Source organism: Salmonella sp. NW177 (assembly GCF_051811585.1).
Taxonomy (GTDB): domain Bacteria; phylum Pseudomonadota; class Gammaproteobacteria; order Enterobacterales; family Enterobacteriaceae; genus Salmonella; species Salmonella enterica.
In genome coordinates this window covers 35125-59263 of record NZ_JAMMZV010000005.1, presented here as the reverse complement: position 1 = coordinate 59263, position 24139 = coordinate 35125, and the positions used below count along the sequence as shown (strand labels likewise).

Sequence of the window (24139 nt, the reverse complement as noted above, 5' to 3'; positions counted from 1 at the left end):
CCATTTTTGCAGCTCTTTATACTTAGTCCCAATGATTGATACCGGACAAACTCATGTCAGTAAGTGCATTTAACCGGCGCTGGGCGGCGGTCATCCTGGAAGCCTTAACCCGTCATGGCGTCAGGCATGTTTGTATCGCCCCTGGTTCCCGTTCCACGCCGCTCACGTTGGCGGCGGCAGAGAATCCTGCTTTTATTCACCATACGCACTTTGATGAGCGTGGGCTTGGTCATCTGGCGTTAGGGCTGGCGAAAGTCAGCCAGCAGCCGGTTGCCGTTATTGTCACTTCAGGTACCGCCGTGGCGAACCTCTATCCGGCGTTGATTGAGGCGGGGCTGACGGGCGAGAAGCTCATTTTACTTACCGCCGATCGCCCGCCAGAGCTGATTGACTGCGGCGCCAACCAGGCGATCCGTCAGGCGGGGATGTTTGCCTCGCACCCCTCCCAAACTCTGTCGTTGCCGCGTCCCACGCAGGATATTCCGGCGCGCTGGCTGGTGTCGACCATCGACAATGCGCTCGCCATGCTTCATGCGGGCGCGCTGCACATTAACTGTCCTTTTGCCGAACCTCTGTATGGCGATATGAATGATACCGGTCTGGTCTGGCAGCAGCGTCTCGGCGACTGGTGGCAGGATGAAAAACCCTGGCTGCGCGAAGCGCGTCGACTGGCAAGCGACAAACAGCGCGACTGGTTCTTCTGGCGACAAAAACGCGGCGTTGTCGTCGCCGGGCGTATGAGCGCGGAAGAAGGCAAAAAAGTGGCGCAGTGGGCGCAAACTCTGGGATGGCCATTAATTGGCGACGTATTGTCGCAAACCGGGCAGCCGCTGCCGTGCGCCGACCTGTGGCTCGGCAACGCCAAAGCGGTTACCGAACTGCAGCAGGCGCAGATTGTCGTCCAGCTTGGCAGTAGCCTTACCGGAAAACGCTTACTGCAATGGCAGGCAACCTGCGAGCCGGAAGAGTATTGGGTAATCGACAATATTGAAGGTCGTCTGGACCCGGCGCACCATCGTGGACGCAGACTGGTAGCGAAAATCGCCGACTGGCTGGAGATGCATCCGGCGGAAAAACGTAAACCGTGGTGTGTAGAGATCCCGCGTCTGGCGGAACTGGCGTGGCAACGGGTGGTCGCGCAGCGAGACACCTTTGGCGAAGCGCAGCTGGCGCACCGTATCCGCGACTATCTGCCGGAGCAGGGGCAATTGTTCGTGGGCAATAGTCTGGTGGTACGTCTGATCGACGCGCTGTCACAGTTGCCGGCCGGCTATCCGGTATACAGCAATCGCGGGGCAAGCGGCATTGACGGCCTGCTTTCCACGGCGGCGGGCGTGCAGCGCGCCAGCGCCAAATCGACGCTGGCTATCGTCGGCGATTTATCCGCGCTGTACGATCTTAACGCGCTGGCGTTACTACGTCAGGTATCCGCGCCGTTTGTGTTGATTGTGGTCAACAATAACGGCGGGCAGATCTTTTCCCTGCTGCCGACGCCGCAAAGCAAACGTGAGCGCTTTTATTTGATGCCGCAAAACGTCCATTTTGACCATGCGGCCGCCATGTTTAACCTGCGCTATCATCGCCCGGAAAACTGGGAAGAACTTGAATCTGCGCTGGCTGGCGCGTGGCGAACCCCGGCGACAACGGTGATTGAGCTGGTGGTAAACGATACGGACGGCGCGCAGACGCTGCAGCAACTTTTGGCTCAGGTAAGCCATCTATGATGTTGCACGCGCAGCACATGCCCGGACAGCCTGGGGCGCCCTCGCTGGTTTTCCTGCACGGTTTTTCTGGCGATTGCCGTGAATGGCAGCCGGTTGGCGAACAGTTTCACGGCTGTTCGCGGCTTTATATTGACTTACCGGGACATGGCGGATCTACGGCTATTCCGGTCGACGGATTTGCCGATGTCATCAGATTACTGCGCGCTACGTTAATTAGTTACAACATACTAAAGTTTTGGTTGGTGGGATACTCTCTTGGCGGCCGGGTGGCGATGATGGCAGCCTGCCAGGGAATACCAGGCCTGTGCGGCCTGGTGGTCGAAGGCGGTCATCCGGGGCTGCAAAATGAACAGGCGCGCGCTGAAAGACGGTTGTCCGACGGGCGCTGGGCAGAGCGTTTTCGTCGTGAACCCCTGACTGAGGTTTTTCACGACTGGTATCAGCAGCCGGTGTTCGCCTCGCTGACGGCGCAGCAAAGGCAGGCGCTGACGGCGCTGCGTAGCCAGAATAACGGCGAAACGCTGGCTGCGATGCTGGAGGCGACATCGCTTGCCGCCCAGCCGGATTTACGCGAGGCGCTCAACGCGCTGGCATTTCCGTTTTATTATTTATGTGGCGAACGCGACAGCAAATTCCGCGCCCTGGCGCAGGAAGTGGCGGCGACATGCCATGTTATTCGTAACGCCGGACACAACGCGCATCGGGAAAACCCCGCTGGCGTGGTAGACAGTCTGGCTCAGATTCTGCGTCTCTGACTAAAGGACACACTATGATCTATCCTGATGAAACAATGCTTTACGCACCGGTAGAATGGCACGACTGCTCGGAGGGTTACACCGACATTCGTTATGAAAAATCCACCGACGGTATTGCAAAAATCACCATTAATCGTCCGCAGGTGCGCAATGCATTTCGTCCGTTGACCGTCAAAGAGATGATTCAGGCGCTGGCGGATGCCCGTTACGACGACAGCGTGGGCGTGATTATTCTGACCGGCGAAGGCGATAAAGCGTTTTGCGCGGGCGGCGACCAGAAGGTGCGCGGCGATTACGGCGGTTATCAGGATGACTCCGGCGTGCATCACCTGAACGTGCTGGATTTCCAGCGCCAGATTCGCACCTGTCCAAAACCGGTTGTCGCGATGGTCGCGGGATATTCCATCGGCGGTGGTCATGTGCTGCACATGATGTGTGACCTGACCATCGCGGCGGAAAACGCCATCTTCGGCCAGACTGGTCCGAAAGTTGGCTCCTTTGACGGCGGCTGGGGCGCTTCGTATATGGCGCGTATCGTTGGTCAGAAGAAAGCGCGTGAAATCTGGTTCCTGTGCCGCCAGTACGATGCGCAACAGGCGCTGGATATGGGGCTGGTTAACACCGTCGTTCCGCTGGCGGATCTGGAAAAAGAGACCGTGCGCTGGTGCCGCGAAATGTTGCAAAACAGTCCGATGGCGCTGCGTTGCCTGAAAGCGGCGCTGAATGCCGATTGTGACGGTCAGGCCGGGCTGCAGGAGCTGGCGGGCAACGCTACCATGCTGTTCTACATGACCGAAGAAGGGCAGGAAGGCCGTAACGCCTTTAACCAGAAGCGTCAGCCTGACTTCAGCAAATTCAAACGGAACCCATAATGCGTAGCGCGCAGGTATACCGCTGGCAGATCCCCATGGACGCGGGGGTGGTTCTGCGCGACAGGCGGTTAAAAACTCGCGACGGGCTGTATGTTTGTCTGCGTGACGGCGAGCGTGAGGGATGGGGAGAGATCTCTCCGCTGCCGGGCTTCAGTCAGGAAACGTGGGAGGAGGCGCAGACGGCGTTACTAACATGGGTGAACGACTGGCTTCAGGGGAGCGAGGGATTACCCGAGATGCCTTCGGTCGCGTTTGGCGCAAGCTGCGCGCTGGCGGAACTGACAGGCGTATTGCCGGAGGCGGCGGACTATCGCGCCGCGCCGTTATGCACTGGCGATCCTGACGATTTGGTGCTGCGGCTTGCCGATATGCCCGGCGAGAAAATCGCTAAGGTCAAAGTGGGTCTCTATGAAGCGGTACGCGACGGCATGGTGGTTAATTTGCTGCTGGAGGCGATCCCGGATCTGCATCTGCGTCTGGATGCGAATCGCGCCTGGACGCCGCTAAAAGCCCAACAGTTCGCAAAGTATGTTAATCCAGACTACCGCGCTCGTATCGCCTTTCTCGAAGAACCATGTAAGACGCGGGATGATTCCCGCGCCTTTGCCCGTGAAACCGGCATCGCGATTGCCTGGGACGAAAGTCTGCGCGAAGCGGATTTCACCTTTGAAGCCGAAGAGGGCGTCAAGGCTGTGGTTATCAAACCTACGCTGACCGGATCGCTTGATAAAGTGCATGAGCAAGTCGCTGCCGCCCATGCGTTGGGACTGACGGCGGTCATCAGCTCTTCAATCGAGTCCAGCCTCGGCCTGACGCAACTGGCGCGGATTGCCGCCTGGTTGACGCCGGGAACGCTGCCCGGACTGGATACCTTGCATCTGATGCAGGCGCAACAGATTCGTCCCTGGCCCGGTAGCGCGTTGCCTTGTCTGAAGCGTGATGAGCTGGAACGACTGTTATGACATTCACGGACTGGCCGTGGCGCCACTGGCGTCAGGTTCGCAGCCAGGCGCCCGCTCTGCGCCTGAACGATGAAGTGCTAAGCTGGCACGCCCTCTGTGAGCGTATTGATGCGCTGGCGGGCGGGTTTGCCGCGCAGGGCGTACGCGAGGGCGACGGTGTCCTGCTGCGCGCCGGGAATCAGCCGCGCACTCTGTTGGCATGGCTTGCGCTGATGCAGTGCGGCGCGCGGGTTCTGCCCGTCAATCCGCAGTTGCCCCAGACGTTGCTGGAGGCGCTGGTGCCGAAGTTAACGCTGCGTTTTGCGCTGACACTGGAAGGCGAAAACGTATTTTCCGGGTTAACCGCGTTGCAGATACAAAAGAGCACAGCGGCGTATGCCGTGGCCTGGCAACCGCAGCGTCTGGTTTCCATGACGCTGACATCGGGTTCCACAGGATTGCCAAAAGCGGCCGTACATACGTGCCAGGCGCATCTTGCCAGCGCGCAGGGGGTGCTTTCGCTAATGCCGTTTGGCTCGCAGGATGACTGGCTGCTATCGCTGCCGCTGTTTCATGTATCCGGGCAGGGTATTATGTGGCGTTGGCTCTTCGCCGGGGCGCGCATGACGGTACGCGATAAGCAACCGCTGGAGCAGATGCTGGCAGGGTGTACTCATGCTTCGCTGGTGCCGACGCAGCTATGGCGGCTGCTGGCGAATCGGGCGGCGGTGACGCTGAAAGCCGTTTTGCTCGGCGGCGCGGTGATTCCGGTTGAACTCACCGACCAGGCCAGCAAACAAGGAATTCGCTGCTGGTGCGGGTATGGGCTCACGGAGTTCGCGTCTACGGTATGCGCCAAAGAGGCCGATGGTTCGGATGATGTGGGCGCGCCGCTTCCCGGCAGAGAGATCAGAATCGTCGATAATGAAGTCTGGCTGCGCGCCGCCAGTATGGCGGAAGGTTACTGGCGTGATGGCAAACTGATCCCGCTGGTTAATGACGAGGGTTGGTTTGCCACGCGCGATCGCGGCGAGCTGAACCACGGCAGGCTAACCATCGCCGGGCGGCTGGACAACCTGTTCTTTAGCGGCGGCGAAGGCATTCAGCCGGAGGAAGTCGAACGCGTTATTAACGCGCATCCGCTGGTGCAACAAGCCTTCGTCGTGCCGGTAGAAGATAAAGAGTTTGGCCATCGTCCCGTTGCGGTTGTGGAGTATGCATCGCAGGCCGGAGACGTGAACCTCGCTGAATGGGTCCGCGATAAGTTGGCGCGTTTTCAGCAGCCGGTTCGCTGGTTGACGCTGCCGTCAGAACTGAAAAACGGAGGGATTAAAATATCTCGCCGTGCGCTCCAGCAGTGGGTGTGTGAGAACTGTAAAAATTAATGTTAGGTTAATATACAACCATTCCATCGCTATTGCCGTTTTGTTTATCCGTTGATGTGTAACGTGTTATGAACAATAAGCGTGAAACGGGGGCGCTATGGAATGGTTGGTTAAGAAATCGCATTATGTCAAAAAGAGGGCGTGCCATGTTCTGGTGCTGTGCGATAGCGGCGGTTCGCTAAAAATGATCGCCGAGGCGAATTCCATGATATTACTGAGTCCTGGCGATATCCTGTCGCCTTTACAGGATGCGCAGTATTGTATTAATCGGGAAAAACACCAGACCTTAAAAATCGTTGATGCACGCTGTTATTCCTGCGACGAATGGCAGAGGTTGACGCGCAAGCCTTCATGATCTGGCGGGCAGAAAAATCAGCATTACCCCCGCCATAATACACAATACGCCGAGCATCGCTTTTAGGCTGAAAGCGCCTTGCAAACCGGGTAACAGCATTGAGGCTACCCAGACAAGCACATAGCTGAGACTCAGCAGCGCATAGGCTTTGCTGAGCGCGAGCGTGTGTAATGTTTTATGCCAGCAGAAGACGGAAACCAGATACCCCGCCAAACCGGCGAATAGCGCCAGGGTCGCGGCATTAAATGCGCCCAGTCCGGAAATAAACGCCAGCGGATGCGCTATCGATGGCAGCCGCATCATGGCGAATCCTAAACTCAACTGGGCGAGGGAGGCAATCGCAACGCTTATCAGTCCCCACATTACGCCCATTATGCCGCACTCCCCAGAATGATAATGCCGCTGATAATCAATGCGACGCCCAACCAGTGGCGGGGCGGAACCTGTTCATGCCAGATTTTCCATGCCGCCAACGTGACCCAGACAAAATTCAGACTCAACATCGGGTAAGCAATTCCCACCGGCAGGGTTTGTAGCACCAGCAGCCACAGCACCATCGCTGCGCCCATGCATATTAGTGCCAGGCCCAGCCACAGCATCAGGTGACGGCGGCGTCCGCCCGCCGTCAATGGCCGTGTCGCTTGCTTCTGGCAGAGCTGACCGCCAACGCTGAGCAGACTGGCAAGCACCAGAACGACGCCGATCATTTAGGCCGATACTGAATTAACACCAGACGCCCCTGATAATCAATATTGTCCGCAGGGGGAAGGGAAAGAGCGCTGATGTCTTCATCTTTGGCTATTGAAAGTACTAGCGTAATAATGCCCTCCTGACGATGCTGGTTGAGCCAGGCGTTAAAATCGTCGGCTTTAACGAATTTATCCTGTACATCAGGATAGCTAAGACCATACCTGAGTTCGCCCGCGTGCCCGTAGAGCATAATATCGTCTCGTTTCAGACTCCAGGCCAGACCGGCGGCGACGCCCACGCTGTCGGCAAGAATATAGCGGCTTGATGCCAAAGGCGCCTGGGTCATTTCGACAAAAAACTGTGGCTGTTTGGACTCCATCACCCTGTCGGGGACGGAAAAGCCGAACAGCAGCGCCAGTCCCAGCGGACAAAACGCGGGTAATAGGTATTTTGGGCTATGACAGAGGCTATACCAGCCCACAAACGCCCAAACAGTAAAGACGCCCCAGACGCAAAACACTTTATAGGTTTCGATATGCGTCCACACCGGCGATTTCAGCGGGCCCCATGAGGAGACGACAAACGCCGCGACGATCCCGACTAACCCGAACACCAGGTTGATCCCGCCGTTGACACGTAGCGCGGCGACGCCTTCTTTTACGTTATGCAGGACGAAGCGCGCCATGAGTATCGCTATCGGTGCGAAACAGGAAAGAACATAGGTGGGCAGTTTCCCTTTCGCAATACTGAAAAAGAGAAGCGGCATGATCGTCCATCCGAGCAAATAGAATGCGCCGTTTCGCTCGCGCCAGCCCAGTTTAAGCGCGCCAGGCAGTAACCCCAGCCACGGTAAACTTCCCGCGAGCAGTACCGGCAGATAGTACCAGAAAGGGGCTTTATGCTGGGCATCGCTCATGGCGAATCGCTGGATATGCTCCACCCAGAAAAAGTAATGCCAGAAATCGGCTTCGCGTCGCGCAATGGCGATCGCCCAGGGAAGGACAACCACAAAGCAGCTCAAGACCGCCAGCCAGCCGTAAAGCAAAAAGTCCTTCCAGCGTTTCTGGACAATAACCCACGGCAGCACGCTCACCACCGGTACGGCCAGGGCGAGGAAGCCTTTAGTTAATACACCCAGACCGCAGGTTGCGCCCAGTAGCAAAAACATCCCAATCTTGCCCGTTCGGGTCGTGGCCTGCATCCCCTGCCAGAAACAACACATCCCGGCCGTAAGCCAAAGGGCGATCATCGGGTCGAGTACCGCATACGTCCCGATACTGTAAACGGCAAAGAGGGAGAGAAAGATAACGGAGGCGAGCAACGCGGTACGTTTATCCCGCCATAAGCGGAACGTCAGCCATGCTACCAGCGCTGCGGCCAGCAATGTCGTTAAAATAGCGCCAGCCCGCACGCCAAAATTGGTAGCGCCAAAAAGCCACTGACCCAGACTGTTTATCCAGTAACCGGCTATCGGTTTTTCAAAATAACGTAATCCCAGAAAATGCGGCACGATCCAGTCGCCAGACGCCAGCATCTCCCGACTTATTTCGGCATAGCGCGTTTCATCCGGCTGCCAGAGCAGGCGGCTATTGACAGGAATAACATAGTAGAGCGCGATAAATGCGGCGAAAGCCAGATAATAGCGTATCGATTTCATCATGAGGCGCTCGCGGCCTGTTGGCACCCCAGCCAACCTTCACGGCCAGGGATGTGTCCACGTACAATTTGCCCCAACGGCAGAGACTCAGGCGATGCCGGCAGCAGTTCGCCCAGAGGGCAAAAGGTGATCCCCGCGTCGCGTGCACGAACGAGCAAATCTTCAAACAGCGGCTGATGGACAATACCTTCGACTTCCGCATGGATGGTATATACCGGCGTGCCTTTGTCCTGCAACATACGGGAGATAATCCAGGTATTGAACGACTGCGCCTGAACGGCGGGGCCGATAACCTCATCCCACGTGGGTAAGGTGACCGGGATTTGTGGCGTCCCGGTCTGGCCCGGCATCAGTAGCGGACGGAATAAGGTGGTTCCACGGCAATCGCTGTTATACCGCAGGTTGAACGACTCTTTCGCACGAACAACGCGCCCATCCGCTCGCCAGCCGGCCGCGGCTGAGCAGGTGACGGGTTTTCCGATAATGGCCTCAAGCGCCGTTATGCCGCGCGCGATACCTTCTTCAAGCTGGCGGATACTCCAGTGGCCGCTGTGAGTCTGCCACGCATGGTGATCCCAGGCATGTAGTCCCGTCTCATGGTATGTTGCCGTTTCACGAATAATCCCGGCATTGGCGTTGCCGATATTTTTTCCCGGCCAGGCGGTACCGGCCAGCAGGATATCCCAGCCGTAGAGCGAGGCGGCGTTTGAACGTAGCATTTTCCATAAAAATCGCGGTTTTATCAGACGCCAAAGATGACGTCCCATATTGTCCGGCCCGACGCTGAAGAAAAAGCTGGCCTGAACGCCGTGGCGATGCAATGACGCCAGCAGCCGGGGAACACCTTCACGCGTTCCTCGCAAGGTATCAACATCAATGCGTAAACCGACTTTCGTCATGATGCGCGTTCCGCGACATCTACGCTGCGCAGGAAGAAGTCCAGCGTTTCTTCAACCGTATCACGCATCGCAATAGACGGTTCCCAGCCCAGACAGCGCCTGGCATTGTCGATACTGGGTTTCCGGTGTGCGACATCCTGATAACCCTTGCCGTAATAACTACGGCTTTCGACGACCTGGAAACCGGCAAACGGTGGGAAATGGCAGCGCAGCGGATGCTTATCAAAACTGTCGAGCAACAGCGTCGCCAGTTCCTGAATACTGGCTTCGTTGTCAGGATTGCCGATATTAATGATTTTGCCATCGCATCGATCGCCATCATTCACAATAATGCGGAATAATGCTTCGATCCCGTCACGAATATCGGTGAAACAGCGCTTCTGCTGACCACCGTCGATAAGCTTGATCGGCGTCCCTTCTACCAGGTTCAGAATCAACTGCGTTATCGCGCGTGAACTGCCGATACGCGCCGCGTTCAGGCTATCCAGCCGCGGCCCCATCCAGTTAAAGGGACGGAAAAGCGTGAAGCGCAATCCCTCTTTTTCGCCATAAGCCCAAATCACCCGGTCGAGAAGCTGTTTGGAAACGGAGTAAATCCAGCGCGGCTTATTCACCGGCCCGACGATCAGATTCGATTTGTCTTCGTCAAAAGAGGCGTCCGTACACATGCCGTACACTTCAGAGGTAGACGGGAAAACCACGCGTTTACGGTATTTCACGCAATAACGGATAATCCGCAGATTTTCTTCAAAATCAAGTTCAAAGACGCGCAGCGGGTTGCGGGTGTATTCAATCGGGGTAGCAATTGCTACCAGCGGCAGTACGACATCGCATTTTTTGACATGATATTCGATCCATTCTGAGTGGATGCTGATATCTCCCTCCACGAAATGAAATCGAGGGTGGAGCAGGAATCGGCTAATGGCGTTGCTGCCGATATCCATACCGTAGACCTCGTAATTCTCTTCATTCAGTAACCGTTCGGTCAAATGATTGCCGATAAAACCGTTGACGCCGAGGATGAGAACGCGAATGCGACGTTTACCGCTGGTCGCTGGTGGACGGTTCAAACGCGCGCCCGCCACCAGACCAAGCGTCTGTGCAAGCTGCGAGCCTTGTACAGTAATACCGTCTCCGGCCTGGCCGGTAATAATCTCCAGCGCGCCATCGGCGCAGGCGATCCGCAGCGGAGAGACCGAAATTACCGAGCCGGGAAGCGCGCCCTGCGCATCCGGACAAATTCGGGAAGACCAGATAGTGAATTTTTGCGAGCCGTTATAGCTGAACGCGCCGGGCCAGGGGGCGGCTACCGCCCGCACCAGGTTATGCACCGTGGAAACCGGTTTGTGCCAGTCGATAAGGCCATCTTCCGGCCTGCGGCGACCATAATATGTAGCGTCAGACTCACGCTGGGGAACAGAAGGTATATCGCCGCATTTCATGGTGGGCAGGATGCTATTAAGCAACTGGCGCGCGGCCTGACATAGCTTATGATGCAGGGTAAGCGCAACATCGTCCTGCGCAATAGCAACGCGTTGACTGGCGACAATCTCTCCGGCGTCGGCACGTTTGACCATACGATGCAGCGTTACGCCCGTTTCGCTTTCGCCGTTAACCAGAACCCAGTTTAGCGGCGCACGGCCACGATAGGCAGGCAATAGAGAACCGTGCAGATTGAACGCGCCAGCCGGGGCGAGGTGCAGAATTTCTTCGCTTAACAGGTTGCGGTAATAGAACGAAAAAATAATATCCGGCGCAAGCTCAGCGATGCGGTCGACCCAGATAGGATGGTTTACGTTATCCGGCGCATAAACCGGAATCCCTAATTCTGCCGCCAGCCGGGAGACGGAGCCAAAAAAGGTGTTTTCCGCAGGATTGTCGGCATGAGTAAAAATCGCGGCAATCTCATACCCGGCATCCAGTACGGCCTGCACGCCCTGACATCCCATATCGTGATAGGCAAAAATAACGGCTTTCATTGGTGACTTTCCTCAGTAAACGGCGTGCTTTCCGGGTAGATAACTTGTTGAACAAAATAGCGGGGGCGGGCGCGGACATCGTTATAAATGCGACCGATGTATTCGCCCAGCAGTCCCATACCGATGAATTGCGCGCCGATGAAGGTAAACAGGACGGCAAAGAGCATAAATACGCCTTCCGCCGCCCACTGCGGCCCCAGCGCCAGGCGAAGTACAATAAGCAATACCGACAGGCTAAACCCGCCGATGGCGATAACGCTGCCCAGCAGACTCAACAGGCGCAGCGGCGTCGTCGTCAGGCAGGTCACCAGGTCATACATCAGGTTAATGAGACGCATAAAACTGTATTTAGAGTCGCCAAATTCACGTTCAGCGTGATGCACCGGGATCTCGGTAGCCCGACGAGCGAAAATGTTGGCCAGAATAGGGATAAAGGTGCTGCGTTCATGGCAGCGCAACATAGTATCGATAATAGGGCGGCGATAGGCGCGTAACATGCAGCCGTAATCGCCCATCGCTTTGCCCGTTGTGCGCTGGATCAGCAGATTAATGATTTTTGACGCCGATTTGCGAAACAGGCTGTCCTGTCGGTTCTGGCGCACGGTGCCTACCACATCGAACCCTTCATCGGCTTTCGCCACCAGGCGCGGGATCTCTTCCGGCGGGTTTTGCAGATCGGCATCCAGCGTAATGATAAGATCGCCGCTTACATGGCTAAACCCCGCCATAATCGCTGCATGTTGACCGTAGTTACGGTTGAGTAAAATAGAGATGATATGGCTATCGGCCTCCTGGGACGCCTTAACCATCAGCTCCGCCGAGCTATCGCTGCTACCATCATCTATCAATAAAATCTCCCACGCTTTGCCCAGGCTCTCGCAGGCGGTGGTGGTGCGTCTTATCAATTCCGGCAGGCTTTCCTGTTCGTTATAGACAGGAATAACCACCGAGACTTTTTTTATGGGGGCGGCGTCAAACATGCTTATTGTCCTGCTATCTGATGAAGGGCGGTAATGACTCGATCAAAGTCACTCTCGGTCATGTCCGGGAAGAGCGGCAGTGAGCAGATCCGCTCGCTGTTCCACTCGGTGTCAGGCAGCGTGAGCGTTGGGAAACGTTCGCGATAATATTTTTGCGTATGCGCGGCGCGGAAATGCAGTCCTGTGCCGATGCCTTTCGTTTTCAGCGATGCCATCAGAGCATCCCGGGTAATACCGCAGCGGGCTTCATCGACCCGGATAATGAATAAATGCCAGGCGTGAATATGTTCCCACGACGGAAGGCTCAGAGGCTGAAAAGGCAGGTCTGCCATTGCCTGGTGGTACTGCGCTGCGATGGCGGCGCGGCGAGCGTTAAGCGCATCCAGTTTCTGTAACTGAGCAAGCGCGATAGCGGCGTTGAGGTCGGGCAAATTATATTTGTAGCCCGGCGCCAGGACTTCCGCTTGTGGCGCGCGTCCTCCGCTCTGTCGATCCCAGGCATCAACGCCAAGCCCGTGAAACTTGAGACTGCGCAGTTTATCGGCGAATTGCGGGTTATCCGTGACGACGATACCGCCTTCAGCGCAGGTAATGTTCTTAATGGCGTGGAAGGAGAAAATCGCGGTGCCCCGGGCGCCAATGTGGCGACCTTTGTAGCTGGTTCCTGTCGCGTGCGCCGCGTCTTCAATCACTGGAATGCCATAACGCTCGCCAAGAGCGTAAATAGCGTCCAGATCGGCGGGCGCGCCAGCGTAGTGGACGGGAATAATTGCTTTGGTTTGTGGCGTAATCGCGGCTTCGATATGTTCAGGCGTGACCATCAGCGTATCGCGATCGACATCGACCATGACGGGGTTCGCGCCGAGTAAAACGATCATATTTAGCGTAGAAACCCACGTCATTGACGGTGTAATGACCTCGTCGCCTTCACCAATGCCCAGCGCCATCAACGCGATGTGCATACCGGCAGTGGCTGAACTGACGGCAACGGCATATTGATTGCCTGTTAGCCGACAAAACGCCGCTTCCAGTTCCTGATTTTTCGGGCCAGTTGTTATCCAACCTGAGTCCAGTACGGTCTTAACGGCAGCAAGCTCTTCCGCGCCCATCGCCGGACGGGAGAAAGGCAAAAAGTCCGACATCATTTTTCCTTCAGCCATTGAAAGCCGCTTTTCAAATATTTCGGCAATAGAAAAGGGCTTATTTTTTAACGCATTTAGCTGAACCCTACTGGATGAATATTAAATTAACATTAAGAAATTAAGGTGAAGTAAAAAGATAATTTTTAACGGGATTATGCTTTGCTTTCGCCGAAAGTTTAAGGCATTTTATGCATGCCCAAAAGCTGTTTTTATGTTTCTGGCCTGGTCTTCCGTTGCGGAATTTCATTTTAATCGTATTGCTATTAAGTTAGCTGCACTGTCTGCCTGAGAGGTTAATGTGCTGGCATTTACCCTACGCTTTATTAAAAACAAACGCTATCTCGCGACTCTGGCGGGGGCGTTGGTTATTATCGCCGGGTTGACCTCACAACATGCCTGGAGTGGTAACGGTCTACCGCAGATTAACGGTAAAGCGCTGGCGGCGCTGGCGAAGCAGCATCCGGTAGTCGTGTTATTCCGCCATGCCGAGCGGTGCGATCGTTCCGATAATACCTGCCTGTCAGACAGCACGGGGATTACGGTCAACGGTGCGCAAGATGCCAGAGCGCTGGGTAAAGCCTTCAGTGCCGATATACAAAATTACAATCTCTATTCCAGTAATACGGTGCGCACCATCCAGTCGGCAACCTGGTTTTCTGCGGGCAGGTCGCTTACGGTGGATAAAAAAATGATGGATTGCGGCAGCGGTATTTATGCTTCAATCAATACGTTACTGAAAAAGTCGCAGAATAAAAATATAGTCATTTTTACCCATAATCATTGTTTGACGTATATTGCAAAAAATAAGCGCGGCGTAAAGTTTGATCCGGACTATCTTAATGCGCTCGTTATGCATGCGGAAAACGGAAAACTCTTTTTAGATGGTGAATTTGTTCCCGGCTAGCCGCATGTTAAAAGCGTAAAGACAGCCTGAAGCGGCTGTCGTCATTATAATAACCCTTTCAATGCTAATGTGTGGCGTGTCGCTACATTCAAATCATACAGCGCCAGTTCTTCTGGCTTGACCCAGGCGTAGTCCTGAAATTCGTCGTTAATACATATATCGCGATTAGCGGAAACACAGTCGAAGATGAGATAAATCATATAAATCTCTTTTTGTCTGCCATCAGCGTAGGTTTTAACGCGGATATCGTCGCGGAAGGTCCACGGCGTAATATCGCTCAGAATTAGTTGTTCGCCGAGTTCCTCCCGAATCTCCCGACGCAGCGCCTCTTCAATGCGTTCGCCCGGCTCGACCCCGCCGCCCGACAGCGCCCACTGACCGGGAAAGACGCCGCGGTTGTCGGCCATTTTGCACAGCAGATAACAGCCATCATTTTGAATTAATGGGCAAACTATAGTTCGTTGACGCATAAGTCGCTTCCTTAAACCACCAGGTCGTCAGCTTAACAAATCATTCTGCGAAATTCTTTGTGAAAAATGGAAGCGATAACGCAGACTGCGTTTTTTGTTAATTTTGTTGATGCAGGCGTCGCCATGTGATGGCGCAATGATGCGGCATGGCGAAAGTAGTATTTCGTTACAATATGTTTTTGGAATGGTTTTTTAGTGCATTGATTCCTCAGCGTCTGGCAGTACAATTCTGCCGTTTTGGGGAGTTTTTCTTTATGTGCTTGCTGGAAAGGGTAAAAATGAAAAAAAGCATATTATTAGGTTTTGCCGGAATGCTGTTCGTTTCTGCATCGGCGCAGGCCATCAGTATTAGCGGCCAGGCGGGCGAAGATTACACCAACATTGGCGTGGGTTTTGGTACGGAATCGACGGGACTGGCGCTAAGCGGCAACTGGATGCACAACGATGATGATGGCGACGCTGCGGGCGTGGGTCTGGGGCTGAACATTCCGGTGGGACCGCTGCTGGCGACGGTCGGCGGTAAAGGTATTTATACCAATCCGAAAGACAGCGATGAAGGCTATGCGGCGGCTGTCGGCGGTGGGCTACAATGGAAAATCGGCAACAGCTTCCGTCTGTTCGGCGAGTATTATTATTCACCAGATTCGCTGTCCAGCGGTATCGACAGTTATGAAGAAGCGAATGCAGGCGCGCGTTTCACCATTATGCGCCCGCTGAGCATTGAAGCCGGTTATCGTTACCTGAACCTGGCGGGTAAAGACGGCAACCGCGATAATGCGATTGCTGACGGCCCTTATGTTGGCGTAAACGCCAGCTTTTGATGCTAACGGCGCGGCAATCGTCGCGCCATATTCCCCCTTTTCCCGTCATTCTTCTTTCCACGTCCTATTCCTCTTTGCGTTATAGTGTTTTCATCATAAGAGCAGGAGAACACAATGCTAAATGTGGAAATGCTATCCACCGGGGATGAGGTGTTGCACGGACAAATCGTTGACACCAATGCCGCCTGGCTGGCTGATTTTTTCTTTCATCAGGGCGTTCCGTTATCACGGCGAAATACGGTAGGCGATAATCTGGACAGTCTGGTCGCTATCTTGCGTGAACGCAGTCAACATGCTGATGTTTTGATTGTTAATGGCGGGTTAGGGCCGACCAGCGATGATTTAAGCGCGCTCGCCGCGGCAACGGCAAAAGGCGAAGGATTAGTACTGCACCAGGCGTGGCTGACCGAAATGGAACGTTACTTTCAGCAGCGTGGTCGCGTGATGGCGCCGAGCAACCGTAAACAGGCGGAACTGCCTGCCAGCGCGGAGTTTATTAATAATCCGGTCGGCACTGCCTGTGGATTTGCGCTCCAGCTCAACCGCTGCCTGATGTTTTTCACCCCCGGCGTACCGTCGGAATTTAAGGTTATGGTGGAGAAGGAAATCTTACCGCGGTTACGCGCGCGTTTTTCGCTGCCGGAGCCGCCGCTTTGCCTGCGGTTAACGACTTTTGGACGTTCAGAAAGTGACCTCGCGCAGCGTCTCGATTCACTGCTGTTGCCGCCCGGCGTGACGATGGGGTATCGCTCATCAATGCCGATCATTGAACTGAAATTGACCGGCCCGGCGACGCAACGGGAGGCGATGCTGGCGTTATGGCCAGAGGTCAAACGGGTCGCCGGACAGAACCTGATTTTTGAAGGTACGGAAAACCTGCCGGCGCAAATAGCCCGCCGCCTGCAGGAAAGGCAGTTGAGTCTGACGTTGAGCGAGCAATACACCAGCGGCTTACTGGCGCTACAGCTTTCCCGCGCCGGGGCGCCTGTTCTTGCCAGCGAAGTCGTTCCTTCTCAGGAAGAGACGCTGGCGCAAACGGCACACTGGACGACAGAACGGCGCAGCAATCATTATGCCGGTCTGGCGCTGGCCGTGTCGGGGCTGGAAAACGAACATCTTAATTTCGCGCTGGCGACGCCGGATGGCACGTATGCCTTACGTGTGCGTTTTAGCGCCAATCGGTATAGTCTGGCAATACGTCAGGAGGTCTGCGCGATGATGGCGCTAAATATGCTGCGCCGCTGGCTTAATGGCGAGGACATTACCAGCGAGCATGGCTGGATAGACGTGGTTGAATCATTGACGGCATAGAACTTTTAGTGGGAAGGTCTGGCCTTCCCACCCTTATATACTTATAAATTCTTCGCAGAGCATCATTTCAGGATAAGAGCCTAATGGGATAGGCTCTAAGTACTCACCATTACTGGAGACTGTATTCATATATTTGTCGCCGGGTTTGGGTGTTAAATAGTGTTTTTTCCTCTACTGGAAGCGTTAAGAAATTTTCCGCAAATTCTCGTAGTGTGGTAACAGGATCGTTTTGTCCGGCATTCGATAAGAGTTGAATTGCATGGTAACAAAATAGACCACAGCCGTTGGGTACATCATTTTGTAAATTAGTTTCAATAAAATCAATATTTTCGTTTTCTGATATGCCTGCAATTTTTGCTGCTTCTATAATCTCTTGCTTAGTATTTTCATTTAAATCATGATAACTGTTAAATATGAGACATTTTATTTTTTCTGCAAGTTTATAAAATAAACAGAGAAGCCAGTGATCTCCTGTATTTATCAGAAAGATTTCATTTTCACATAATCCTGATTGAGCAATCTTTTCAAGTAGCTGAGTGCTTAATATATTTTCTTTGGTGGTAGGATGAATAAGCCCAATGGGATAGTTTACCGAGAGAAAAGGTGATTCTTGAACCAGACCTTGCGTTGCAGCTGCCAGCTCATCTGACGACATCATTCGCACACCACACCAAAGATTTTCAACTCCAACCTGTTCTTTATCTGTCTGAGCGAACTGGTCGCCCATAATTTTATGTGCTATTTCTATTTTTTTAGAAAGGTCGGTTGTCGCGGAACCGGCCATATAAAGTAATCTGGAAGGGGCATGTAGCTTTTTCCACTCAGTATTATTTTTTGTTATATCGTTATTGGCGATTTGATGTAATACAAGGCAAGCCTGATTGATTTTTTTATCTATATCTGGTGAGCCCGATACTTTTCCGCTAAAGAGATCAAAAAGAAATTTCTCAACTCTATGTCCCAGCTCATCGTTGCGTAACGCAAGATTGCATAACAGATCAATACAATTCTGATCACCGTTCTCTACTGCGCTAAACAACAACGCAAGCGTCTCATCGCTCACCTCTTCTGCATATAAGCTGTAAAATTGCGGTATGCTCAATCGGTAAAGTGAATTTACACATATATTCATTTTGCTCTGTTTCCTGGTAGGTGAAAGTAGCGAATATGATGTAATGTATAATTATTTGTAAAAATATTATTATTAGTGAAGGATATATTAAATCAGGCATAGACCTGATTTTCTTATTATTCACATAACTCTCAATTATTATTGGGGATATTCAGTTATCCCCCTCTTTAAAGGGGGCTGGTAACGCGTCGATACAAGAGATATTGCTCTATAAACAGTAACGTCGTTATCTGTCATGACCCCGTGGGTTAGCGGTCATGGTTGACCAAATAGGGCAGGTTATTGCAAAGAGACATCCGCGTTTATACCCAAAATAATCCGTAGCCAACACATAAGCAACTTGAAGTATGAAGGGTATATGTCTGATGGAAAATCGGCCCTGGTGAGTAGGGTAATGGCGCCGGAGGGGCTCCGGCGCTTTTTACTTAGCCGAGCGCCTGGGCGAGTAGCGTAATGGGGTGTTCGCAGCGTTTGCTTGTAGACATCTCAATTTGCCACTTACAGGTTTCACAATCGGTGACGACAATGTCGGCGCCGCTCTCTTCAATCTGGCGGAACAGCGGCGCGCCGATGGACTGTGATGTCGGATAGTTTTCCTTTTTAAATCCATACGTACCGGCAATGCCGCAGCACTGTGAATCAAGTACCGTCAATTCAAGCCCCGGAATTTGCCGCAACAGTTCAAGCGTGTAAAGCGTCCAGCCCATTTTTTCCATATGACACGGCGTATGGTAGACCACTTTCAGCGGCAAAGGATTAAGCGGCAGCGTTTTCCCGGCATCCAGTTTGCGCCATAGCCAGCGGGTGGCCAGCTCGATATGTTCGCGCAGCCCGGCGTTGTCCACGTCCAGCACTTCAGGATATTCATCGCGCAACGCAAACGTACAGGTGGATGACGTGGCGATGACCGGAATACCTTTGACGGCAATCGCCTCGCGTAGCGACTCCACATTGCTGATAGCCTGTTTGCGAGCTTTATCCGTAAAACCGTTAGCGATCAGCGGTACGCCGCAACACTTCTCTTTACTCAGTAACTGTACGCCGGTACCCATTGCGTTCAGCACCTTAATCAGATCTTTTCCGAGCTGCGGATGGTTGTAATTCACAAAACAGCCATGGAAAAAGGCGACCTGATCTTTGTATTTAGCCTGCTGCGCCGCCACGCTACGATACCAGCGGCGGAAGGTGCCGAAAGAGTATTTTGGTAAGGTGCGGCGATGATCGATTTTGAGCGCGTAATCAAGCAACTGGCGCACTGGCTTTAATGCGGTGGCGGTATTGACCACCGGCGCGAACGGCGTTGAAACGCTGCCCATCAGATCGGTATGGCTGAGAATAAAGTTACGCAATGACGGGCGCGTCGTATCGTATTTCGCGCGGGCGCGCTGGATGATATCGCCAATCTTCACGTCCGACGGACAGGCGACCTCACACCGTTTGCAGTTAATGCAATATTTCAGCGCCTCATCATACAGCGCGCCGTCTTTCAGACGCAGGCGTTCGCCATCCGGTCCGGCCTGTTTAGGGCCAGGGTAGCCTGGATTAACGCGGCTGACCGGGCACGCGGTGGTGCACACCGTACATTTAATACAACTTTCAAAACGTGTGTCGCTCATTGCTGTTCTCCTGCACGCTCAGCGATATGGTGCGCGGCCTGGAGGGCGCTGACTGCGCAGACGCCGCCGCCGCATCCCTCAGCTATAGGATCGAATCCCGCCAGCACAGAACCTATTGCATACAGATTTTCTACCGTGTTGCCCGCAAGGGAGGGGCGGAAAGCGTCATCCGTCACGACGCCAAACTGCTGCCAGGGCTGTGGGTCGAAGAAATGTTGTTGATACCATTCGGCGCGGGTGGCCGTTTGCTGTACGTCGAGCCCTAAAATAGGTTCGCGGATCCCTTCGCGCTCGGCAACCAGACCGCTACTAAAGAAGCTACCGCTGGCAAGTACGGCAAAACGTGGGCGCAGTGGGATATCGGCATGGTTGCGGGTCCATATTTCGCTCACGGTACCGCGACGGCAGGTGACTTTCTTCACTTCATCGCCCGGCATCCAGATGCCGCCCTGACGGACAAACTGGCGCTGGAGCTGATTGTGCAGACGAATACCGAGCACCGATGGCGGCAGCGTCGGCAGCAGCGTAAGCGCGCAGGGCAGACGTTCGTTAAGCCAGCGCCACAGCGTATCGTTCGCCAGCCCGAAACAGGCGGGCATGATGATCATGTCGCAGTTTGTCGCTATTGGCGACAGCGCGTCGTACAGCAGTGGCCATTTTTCTTCGTTATCAAGTAGACGCGCAATATTGACCGCGCGAAATTCCGTCGGGTTATCACGCAGTACGTCCAGTTCCGGAAGGTCGATTTCTGCGGTTTCCACGTTGAGGTCGCGTTGGCGCAGCGACGCTGCCGCAAGGTGCGCCTGGAAATCCAGTAATCCGCTAACGCCGACGACGCAAATTCGCTGTGCGGATAACGGCCAGACCGGTACTTCCGGCGAGCTAAGCCAGGTTGAACGCAATGTGCCAAGCGGCGTGATACGCTGGTGCGCCTGCTGTACGTCGCCGTATAACTGCGCGCCGCTGGCGTTAAGTAGCGTTTGTGCCTGTTGCGCCAGCGTAAGGACTTTTTGCGCGCCTAAACGCGAATAAGGATGTTCAGGCGCCTGGCGGCGCAGCGCATCAAGCCCGGCGGTAATGTCGGTCACCGGTTGGCCGTCGGGCAGGGCGCTGAGTAGATCCAGCGAGCCGGAGGAAAAATGCAGCGCGCTTTGTCCGCGGGTGACGATGGCGCAGCGTAATCCATGCTGCTGGAGTTGCAGTCCGCACAGCAAACCGGCGAGACCGCCGCCCATAATAACCGTATCAAATTTCATCCTGGTGCTCCTTCTCCAGACCGCATAATCCCTGATAAACCCAGCGCGTGAATTCGCTTTCGCGCAGCGCGTCTCCCCAGGCGACAGGTTGTACGCCTTTCCAGCGCTCATTCAGAAATTCAGAGAGTTGCGTAATAGATTGCGCCGCGGTCGTCACATTAAAACGCTGCAATAGCCCGGCCGCGCGGCAGGCGCACAGCTCGCCCTGGCAAGTGCCCATCCCTACGCGGGTGCGACGGCGCAGATCCAGCAGGCTATTCACGGTTAAGTTTTCGACGGCATACTGCACTTCCCCCGCCGTGACGGCCTCGCATTCACAGACCAGGCTACGGTGTTGGCGGCCTTCGCTCAGCCACCCCGGCGTGCGATCGCCATGCCGATAAACCGCCGATCCGCGTAGCGGCGCGGGAAGCGAGATAATGCGTTTCAGCGTATGTTCCGTAGACTCTTTTGAGCCAGGCAACGGCGTATCCGCCGTGATGCAGGGGCGAGTATTACCCAACTTGCGGCACACGGCATCGGTCGCCCATTCCGCCATCAGGCGGTAAGTCATTAGCTTCCCGCCGGTAATGGTAATAAAGCCTTCAAGCCCGTCGCGTTCGGCGTGGTCGAACAACACAATACCGCGGCTGACGTTACGACCGCTGGGATCGTCATCGCTGGCCACCAGCGGGCGGACGCCGGAATACGCGCGCAGAATACGCGTCTTCGCCATGACAGGGGCCAGTTTTTCCCCTTCACGCAGCAGGATATCGACTTCATCTGCGGTGACGCGGTTGCTGTCTATCTCATTGTAATCAATATGGGTAGAGGTGGTGCCGATCAGTGAAATCGTATCGCCAGGTACCAGAATGTCGGCATCCGATGGTTTCCGGCAGCGGTTAATGACATGCTGGTTGATCCGATGGTCCATGATCAACAGCGAGCCTTTCGCCGGGAACATGCGAATACTCAGGTCGGCGTATTCGGCGATCCGTTGCCCCCAGATACCTGCCGCATTGACTACCACCGGCGCGTGAAGCGTCTGGGTTTCGCCAGTGAGATGGTTGCGCACATGGACGCCGCAGACCGTTGCGCCTTCACGAATGAGCCCGGTCACTTCATGCGCCGTTAACACGATTGCGCCATGTTCTCTGGCATCCAGCATATTGGCGGCGGTAAGGCGGAAAGGGTCCACGGTGCCATCCGGCACTTTTACCGCACCGATGAGCGCAGGGTTAACGGAAGGTTCGATGATGCGAGCCTGCTGCGGATCGATGGCTTCAGCGCGAATGCCCGCCGCTTCACAGGCGCGAATAAAGGTGGCCTGAAACGCAAGATCATCTTCCGGCAACGTAATAAACAGACCATCCGTCGGTTCGACGCAATGGCGGGCGATCCGTTTTAAAATCTGGTTTTCACTAATGCACTCGCGCGCGGATTCCGCGTCGGTAACCGCATAACGAGCGCCGCTGTGCAGCAGCCCGTGGTTACGCCCGGTCGCGCCGGTCGCTATATCATGCCGCTCCACCAGAATGACACGTAAACCGCGCAGCGCGCAGTCGCGGGCGATCCCTGCGCCTGTTGCTCCACCGCCAATGATAATCACGTCACTTGCTTGCGAGTCGCGAGTTTTCATTGTTTTTCCTCACAGTTCGTTTTTTATCATTTAGCCATACAAATCATATGGAATGTTTGATTTCGCGCATAATCGCTCACTATTCGAAAATGAAACGTGATTTCGTGCGCCTTTCTGAACATTAGTCATAAATCTGTAACAATATGTGCTGTAATTCACATTAACGTGACGTATCTTTACTTAACATCGCGGCCACACTGGGAGCAGCGGGGTTGTTTGAACGAACTGCGGTGTTTACCTCTAAATAAAATACGGGCCACGGAGGCTACAATATGTTGAGTATTTTTAAACCAGCGCCGCATAAAGCGCGCTTGCCAGCGGCGGAGATTGATCCGACCTATCGCCGATTACGCTGGCAGATTTTCCTGGGGATATTCTTTGGCTATGCCGCGTATTATCTGGTGCGCAAGAACTTTGCCCTCGCGATGCCCTACCTGGTAGAACAGGGTTTTTCACGCGGCGATCTGGGCTTTGCGCTGTCCGGGATTTCCATCGCTTATGGTTTTTCGAAATTTATAATGGGTTCGGTGTCCGATCGCTCGAATCCGCGCGTTTTCCTGCCGGCAGGGTTGATTCTGGCCGCAGCAGTCATGTTGTTTATGGGCTTTGTACCGTGGGCGACATCCAGCATCGCCGTGATGTTTGTACTGTTGTTCCTTTGCGGCTGGTTCCAGGGGATGGGGTGGCCGCCGTGCGGACGTACGATGGTTCACTGGTGGTCGCAGAAAGAGCGCGGCGGCATTGTGTCGGTCTGGAACTGTGCGCATAACGTCGGCGGCGGAATCCCGCCACTGCTGTTCCTGCTGGGGATGGCGTGGTTTAACGACTGGAAAGCGGCGCTCTATATGCCAGCCTTTGGCGCGATTGTGGTGGCGCTGTTCGCTTTCGCAATGATGCGCGATACGCCGCAATCCTGCGGTCTGCCGCCTATCGAAGAGTATAAAAACGACTATCCGGACGACTACAACGAAAAAGCGGAAGAAGAGCTGACTGCGAAGCAGATCTTCATGCAGTACGTACTGCCAAACAAACTGTTGTGGTACATCGCTATCGCCAACGTGTTTGTTTATCTGCTGCGCTACGGCATCCTCGACTGGTCGCCGACCTACCTGAAAGAAGTGAAGCATTTCGCACTGGATAAATCCTCCTGGGCCTACTTCCTGTATGAATACGCGGGTATTCCGGGCACGCTGCTGTGTGGCTGGATGTCGGATAAAGTCTTCCGCGGCAACCGTGGCGCGACCGGCGTGTTCTTTATGACCCTGGTGACTATCGCGACCATCGTTTACTGGATGAACCCGGCAGGAAACCCGAACGTTGATATGGCTTGTATGATTATCATCGGCTTCCTGATCTACGGCCCGGTAATGTTGATCGGTCTGCACGCGCTGGAACTGGCGCCGAAAAAAGCGGCGGGTACGGCGGCGGGCTTTACCGGTCTGTTTGGTTACCTGGGCGGTTCTGTCGCTGCAAGCGCCATTGTGGGTTATACCGTTGACTTCTTCGGTTGGGATGGCGGCTTTATGGTGATGATTGGCGGCAGCATTCTGGCGGTAATCCTGCTGGTGGTCGTGATGATTGGTGAAAAACGCCATCATGATGAGCTGCAGTTAAAACGCAACGGAGGCTAAT

The 24139-nt window shown here is 54.4% G+C and carries 22 protein-coding genes; 10 read left to right on the top strand and 12 right to left on the bottom strand.

Annotated elements, in window-relative coordinates:
* The first annotated feature begins 53 nt into the window (after positions 1-53).
* From menD to pmrD, 6 genes are all read left to right on the top strand, one after another.
* A complete protein-coding gene (menD, locus tag NA986_RS15050; RefSeq protein WP_000116384.1) occupies positions 54-1724 on the top strand; it encodes a 2-succinyl-5-enolpyruvyl-6-hydroxy-3-cyclohexene-1-carboxylic-acid synthase in 1671 nt (556 codons plus the stop codon).
* A complete protein-coding gene (menH, locus tag NA986_RS15045) occupies positions 1721-2479 on the top strand; it encodes a 2-succinyl-6-hydroxy-2,4-cyclohexadiene-1-carboxylate synthase (RefSeq protein WP_023181244.1) in 759 nt (252 codons plus the stop codon). The genes menD and menH overlap by 4 nt, the downstream gene beginning before the upstream one ends.
* 14 nt (positions 2480-2493) lie before the next feature.
* Positions 2494-3351, top strand: a complete 858-nt coding sequence (gene menB / locus NA986_RS15040; protein WP_000640014.1) for a 1,4-dihydroxy-2-naphthoyl-CoA synthase — start codon at positions 2494-2496, stop codon at positions 3349-3351.
* Entirely contained in the window at positions 3351-4313 is a 963-nt protein-coding gene (gene menC, locus NA986_RS15035) for an o-succinylbenzoate synthase (protein WP_023216193.1), read from the top strand. The genes menB and menC overlap by 1 nt, the downstream gene beginning before the upstream one ends.
* Positions 4310-5677 carry an o-succinylbenzoate--CoA ligase gene (gene menE / locus NA986_RS15030; protein WP_023216192.1) on the top strand — a complete coding sequence of 456 codons (1368 nt, stop codon included), beginning with the start codon at positions 4310-4312 and terminating at the stop codon, positions 5675-5677. Before menC ends, menE begins: the two co-directional genes overlap by 4 nt.
* A gap of 97 nt (positions 5678-5774) precedes the next feature.
* Positions 5775-6032 (top strand): signal transduction protein PmrD, encoded by a 258-nt coding sequence (gene pmrD / locus NA986_RS15025; protein WP_000455132.1) that lies wholly within the window; start codon positions 5775-5777, stop codon positions 6030-6032.
* Here the strand turns inward: pmrD and arnF are convergent.
* From arnF to arnB, 7 genes are read right to left on the bottom strand one after another with little or no spacing between them, the layout of a single operon-like run.
* On the bottom strand, positions 6027-6404 hold the full coding sequence (gene arnF, locus NA986_RS15020; protein ID WP_000538692.1) for a 4-amino-4-deoxy-L-arabinose-phosphoundecaprenol flippase subunit ArnF: 378 nt from the start codon (positions 6402-6404) through the stop codon (positions 6027-6029). The two genes, pmrD and arnF, sit on opposite strands and share 6 nt — an antisense overlap.
* Positions 6404-6739 (bottom strand): 4-amino-4-deoxy-L-arabinose-phosphoundecaprenol flippase subunit ArnE, encoded by a 336-nt coding sequence (arnE, locus tag NA986_RS15015; protein ID WP_000580685.1) that lies wholly within the window; start codon positions 6737-6739, stop codon positions 6404-6406. The genes arnF and arnE overlap by 1 nt, the downstream gene beginning before the upstream one ends.
* Positions 6736-8382, bottom strand: coding sequence for a lipid IV(A) 4-amino-4-deoxy-L-arabinosyltransferase (arnT, locus tag NA986_RS15010; protein ID WP_023216191.1), 1647 nt, complete (start codon positions 8380-8382; stop codon positions 6736-6738). The genes arnE and arnT overlap by 4 nt, the downstream gene beginning before the upstream one ends.
* Positions 8379-9278: a 4-deoxy-4-formamido-L-arabinose-phosphoundecaprenol deformylase gene (gene arnD / locus NA986_RS15005; RefSeq protein WP_198889145.1), complete on the bottom strand. Its 900-nt coding sequence runs from the start codon at positions 9276-9278 to the stop codon at positions 8379-8381. The genes arnT and arnD overlap by 4 nt, the downstream gene beginning before the upstream one ends.
* The gene (gene arnA, locus NA986_RS15000; protein WP_023216189.1) at positions 9275-11257 is read right to left on the bottom strand and encodes a bifunctional UDP-4-amino-4-deoxy-L-arabinose formyltransferase/UDP-glucuronic acid oxidase ArnA; all 1983 of its coding nucleotides are present in this window, start codon (positions 11255-11257) and stop codon (positions 9275-9277) included. The genes arnD and arnA overlap by 4 nt, the downstream gene beginning before the upstream one ends.
* A complete protein-coding gene (gene arnC, locus NA986_RS14995) occupies positions 11254-12237 on the bottom strand; it encodes an undecaprenyl-phosphate 4-deoxy-4-formamido-L-arabinose transferase (protein ID WP_000458893.1) in 984 nt (327 codons plus the stop codon). Before arnC ends, arnA begins: the two co-directional genes overlap by 4 nt.
* Before the next feature lie 2 nt (positions 12238-12239).
* Positions 12240-13379: a UDP-4-amino-4-deoxy-L-arabinose aminotransferase gene (gene arnB / locus NA986_RS14990; protein ID WP_001279284.1), complete on the bottom strand. Its 1140-nt coding sequence runs from the start codon at positions 13377-13379 to the stop codon at positions 12240-12242.
* A 298-nt stretch (positions 13380-13677) separates the two neighbouring features.
* Between arnB and pmrG the strand changes: the two genes are divergently transcribed.
* The gene (gene pmrG, locus NA986_RS14985) at positions 13678-14283 is read left to right on the top strand and encodes a lipopolysaccharide core heptose(II)-phosphate phosphatase PmrG (protein WP_000879258.1); all 606 of its coding nucleotides are present in this window, start codon (positions 13678-13680) and stop codon (positions 14281-14283) included.
* 44 nt (positions 14284-14327) lie between these two features.
* Here pmrG and nudI read toward each other — a convergent pair whose 3' ends face one another.
* The gene (nudI, locus tag NA986_RS14980; RefSeq protein WP_023216188.1) at positions 14328-14753 is read right to left on the bottom strand and encodes a nucleoside triphosphatase NudI; all 426 of its coding nucleotides are present in this window, start codon (positions 14751-14753) and stop codon (positions 14328-14330) included.
* Between the two features lie 278 nt (positions 14754-15031).
* Here nudI and NA986_RS14975 point away from each other — a divergent pair, with 278 nt between their 5' ends.
* Both NA986_RS14975 and NA986_RS14970 read left to right on the top strand, forming a co-directional pair.
* A complete protein-coding gene (locus tag NA986_RS14975; RefSeq protein ID WP_001670658.1) occupies positions 15032-15574 on the top strand; it encodes a YfaZ family protein in 543 nt (180 codons plus the stop codon).
* A 114-nt stretch (positions 15575-15688) separates the two neighbouring features.
* Positions 15689-16885 (top strand): nicotinamide mononucleotide deamidase-related protein YfaY, encoded by a 1197-nt coding sequence (locus NA986_RS14970; RefSeq protein ID WP_023216187.1) that lies wholly within the window; start codon positions 15689-15691, stop codon positions 16883-16885.
* A gap of 109 nt (positions 16886-16994) precedes the next feature.
* On the opposite strand, the gene sseL is transcribed toward NA986_RS14970, so the two are convergent.
* From sseL to glpA, 4 genes are all read right to left on the bottom strand, one after another.
* On the bottom strand, positions 16995-18017 hold the full coding sequence (gene sseL, locus NA986_RS14965; protein ID WP_023216186.1) for an SPI-2 type III secretion system effector deubiquitinase SseL: 1023 nt from the start codon (positions 18015-18017) through the stop codon (positions 16995-16997).
* Positions 18018-18442: 425 nt separating this feature from the next.
* Complete coding sequence (gene glpC / locus NA986_RS14960; protein WP_001285726.1) at positions 18443-19633, bottom strand: anaerobic glycerol-3-phosphate dehydrogenase subunit GlpC; 1191 nt, start codon at positions 19631-19633, stop codon at positions 18443-18445.
* Positions 19630-20889 (bottom strand): glycerol-3-phosphate dehydrogenase subunit GlpB, encoded by a 1260-nt coding sequence (gene glpB / locus NA986_RS14955; RefSeq protein ID WP_023206198.1) that lies wholly within the window; start codon positions 20887-20889, stop codon positions 19630-19632. The genes glpC and glpB overlap by 4 nt, the downstream gene beginning before the upstream one ends.
* Entirely contained in the window at positions 20879-22507 is a 1629-nt protein-coding gene (gene glpA / locus NA986_RS14950) for an anaerobic glycerol-3-phosphate dehydrogenase subunit A (RefSeq protein WP_000857207.1), read from the bottom strand. The genes glpB and glpA overlap by 11 nt, the downstream gene beginning before the upstream one ends.
* Positions 22508-22779: 272 nt before the next feature.
* Here glpA and glpT point away from each other — a divergent pair, with 272 nt between their 5' ends.
* Positions 22780-24138, top strand: coding sequence for a glycerol-3-phosphate transporter (gene glpT / locus NA986_RS14945; RefSeq protein WP_000948739.1), 1359 nt, complete (start codon positions 22780-22782; stop codon positions 24136-24138).
* Position 24139 lies beyond the last annotated feature (1 nt).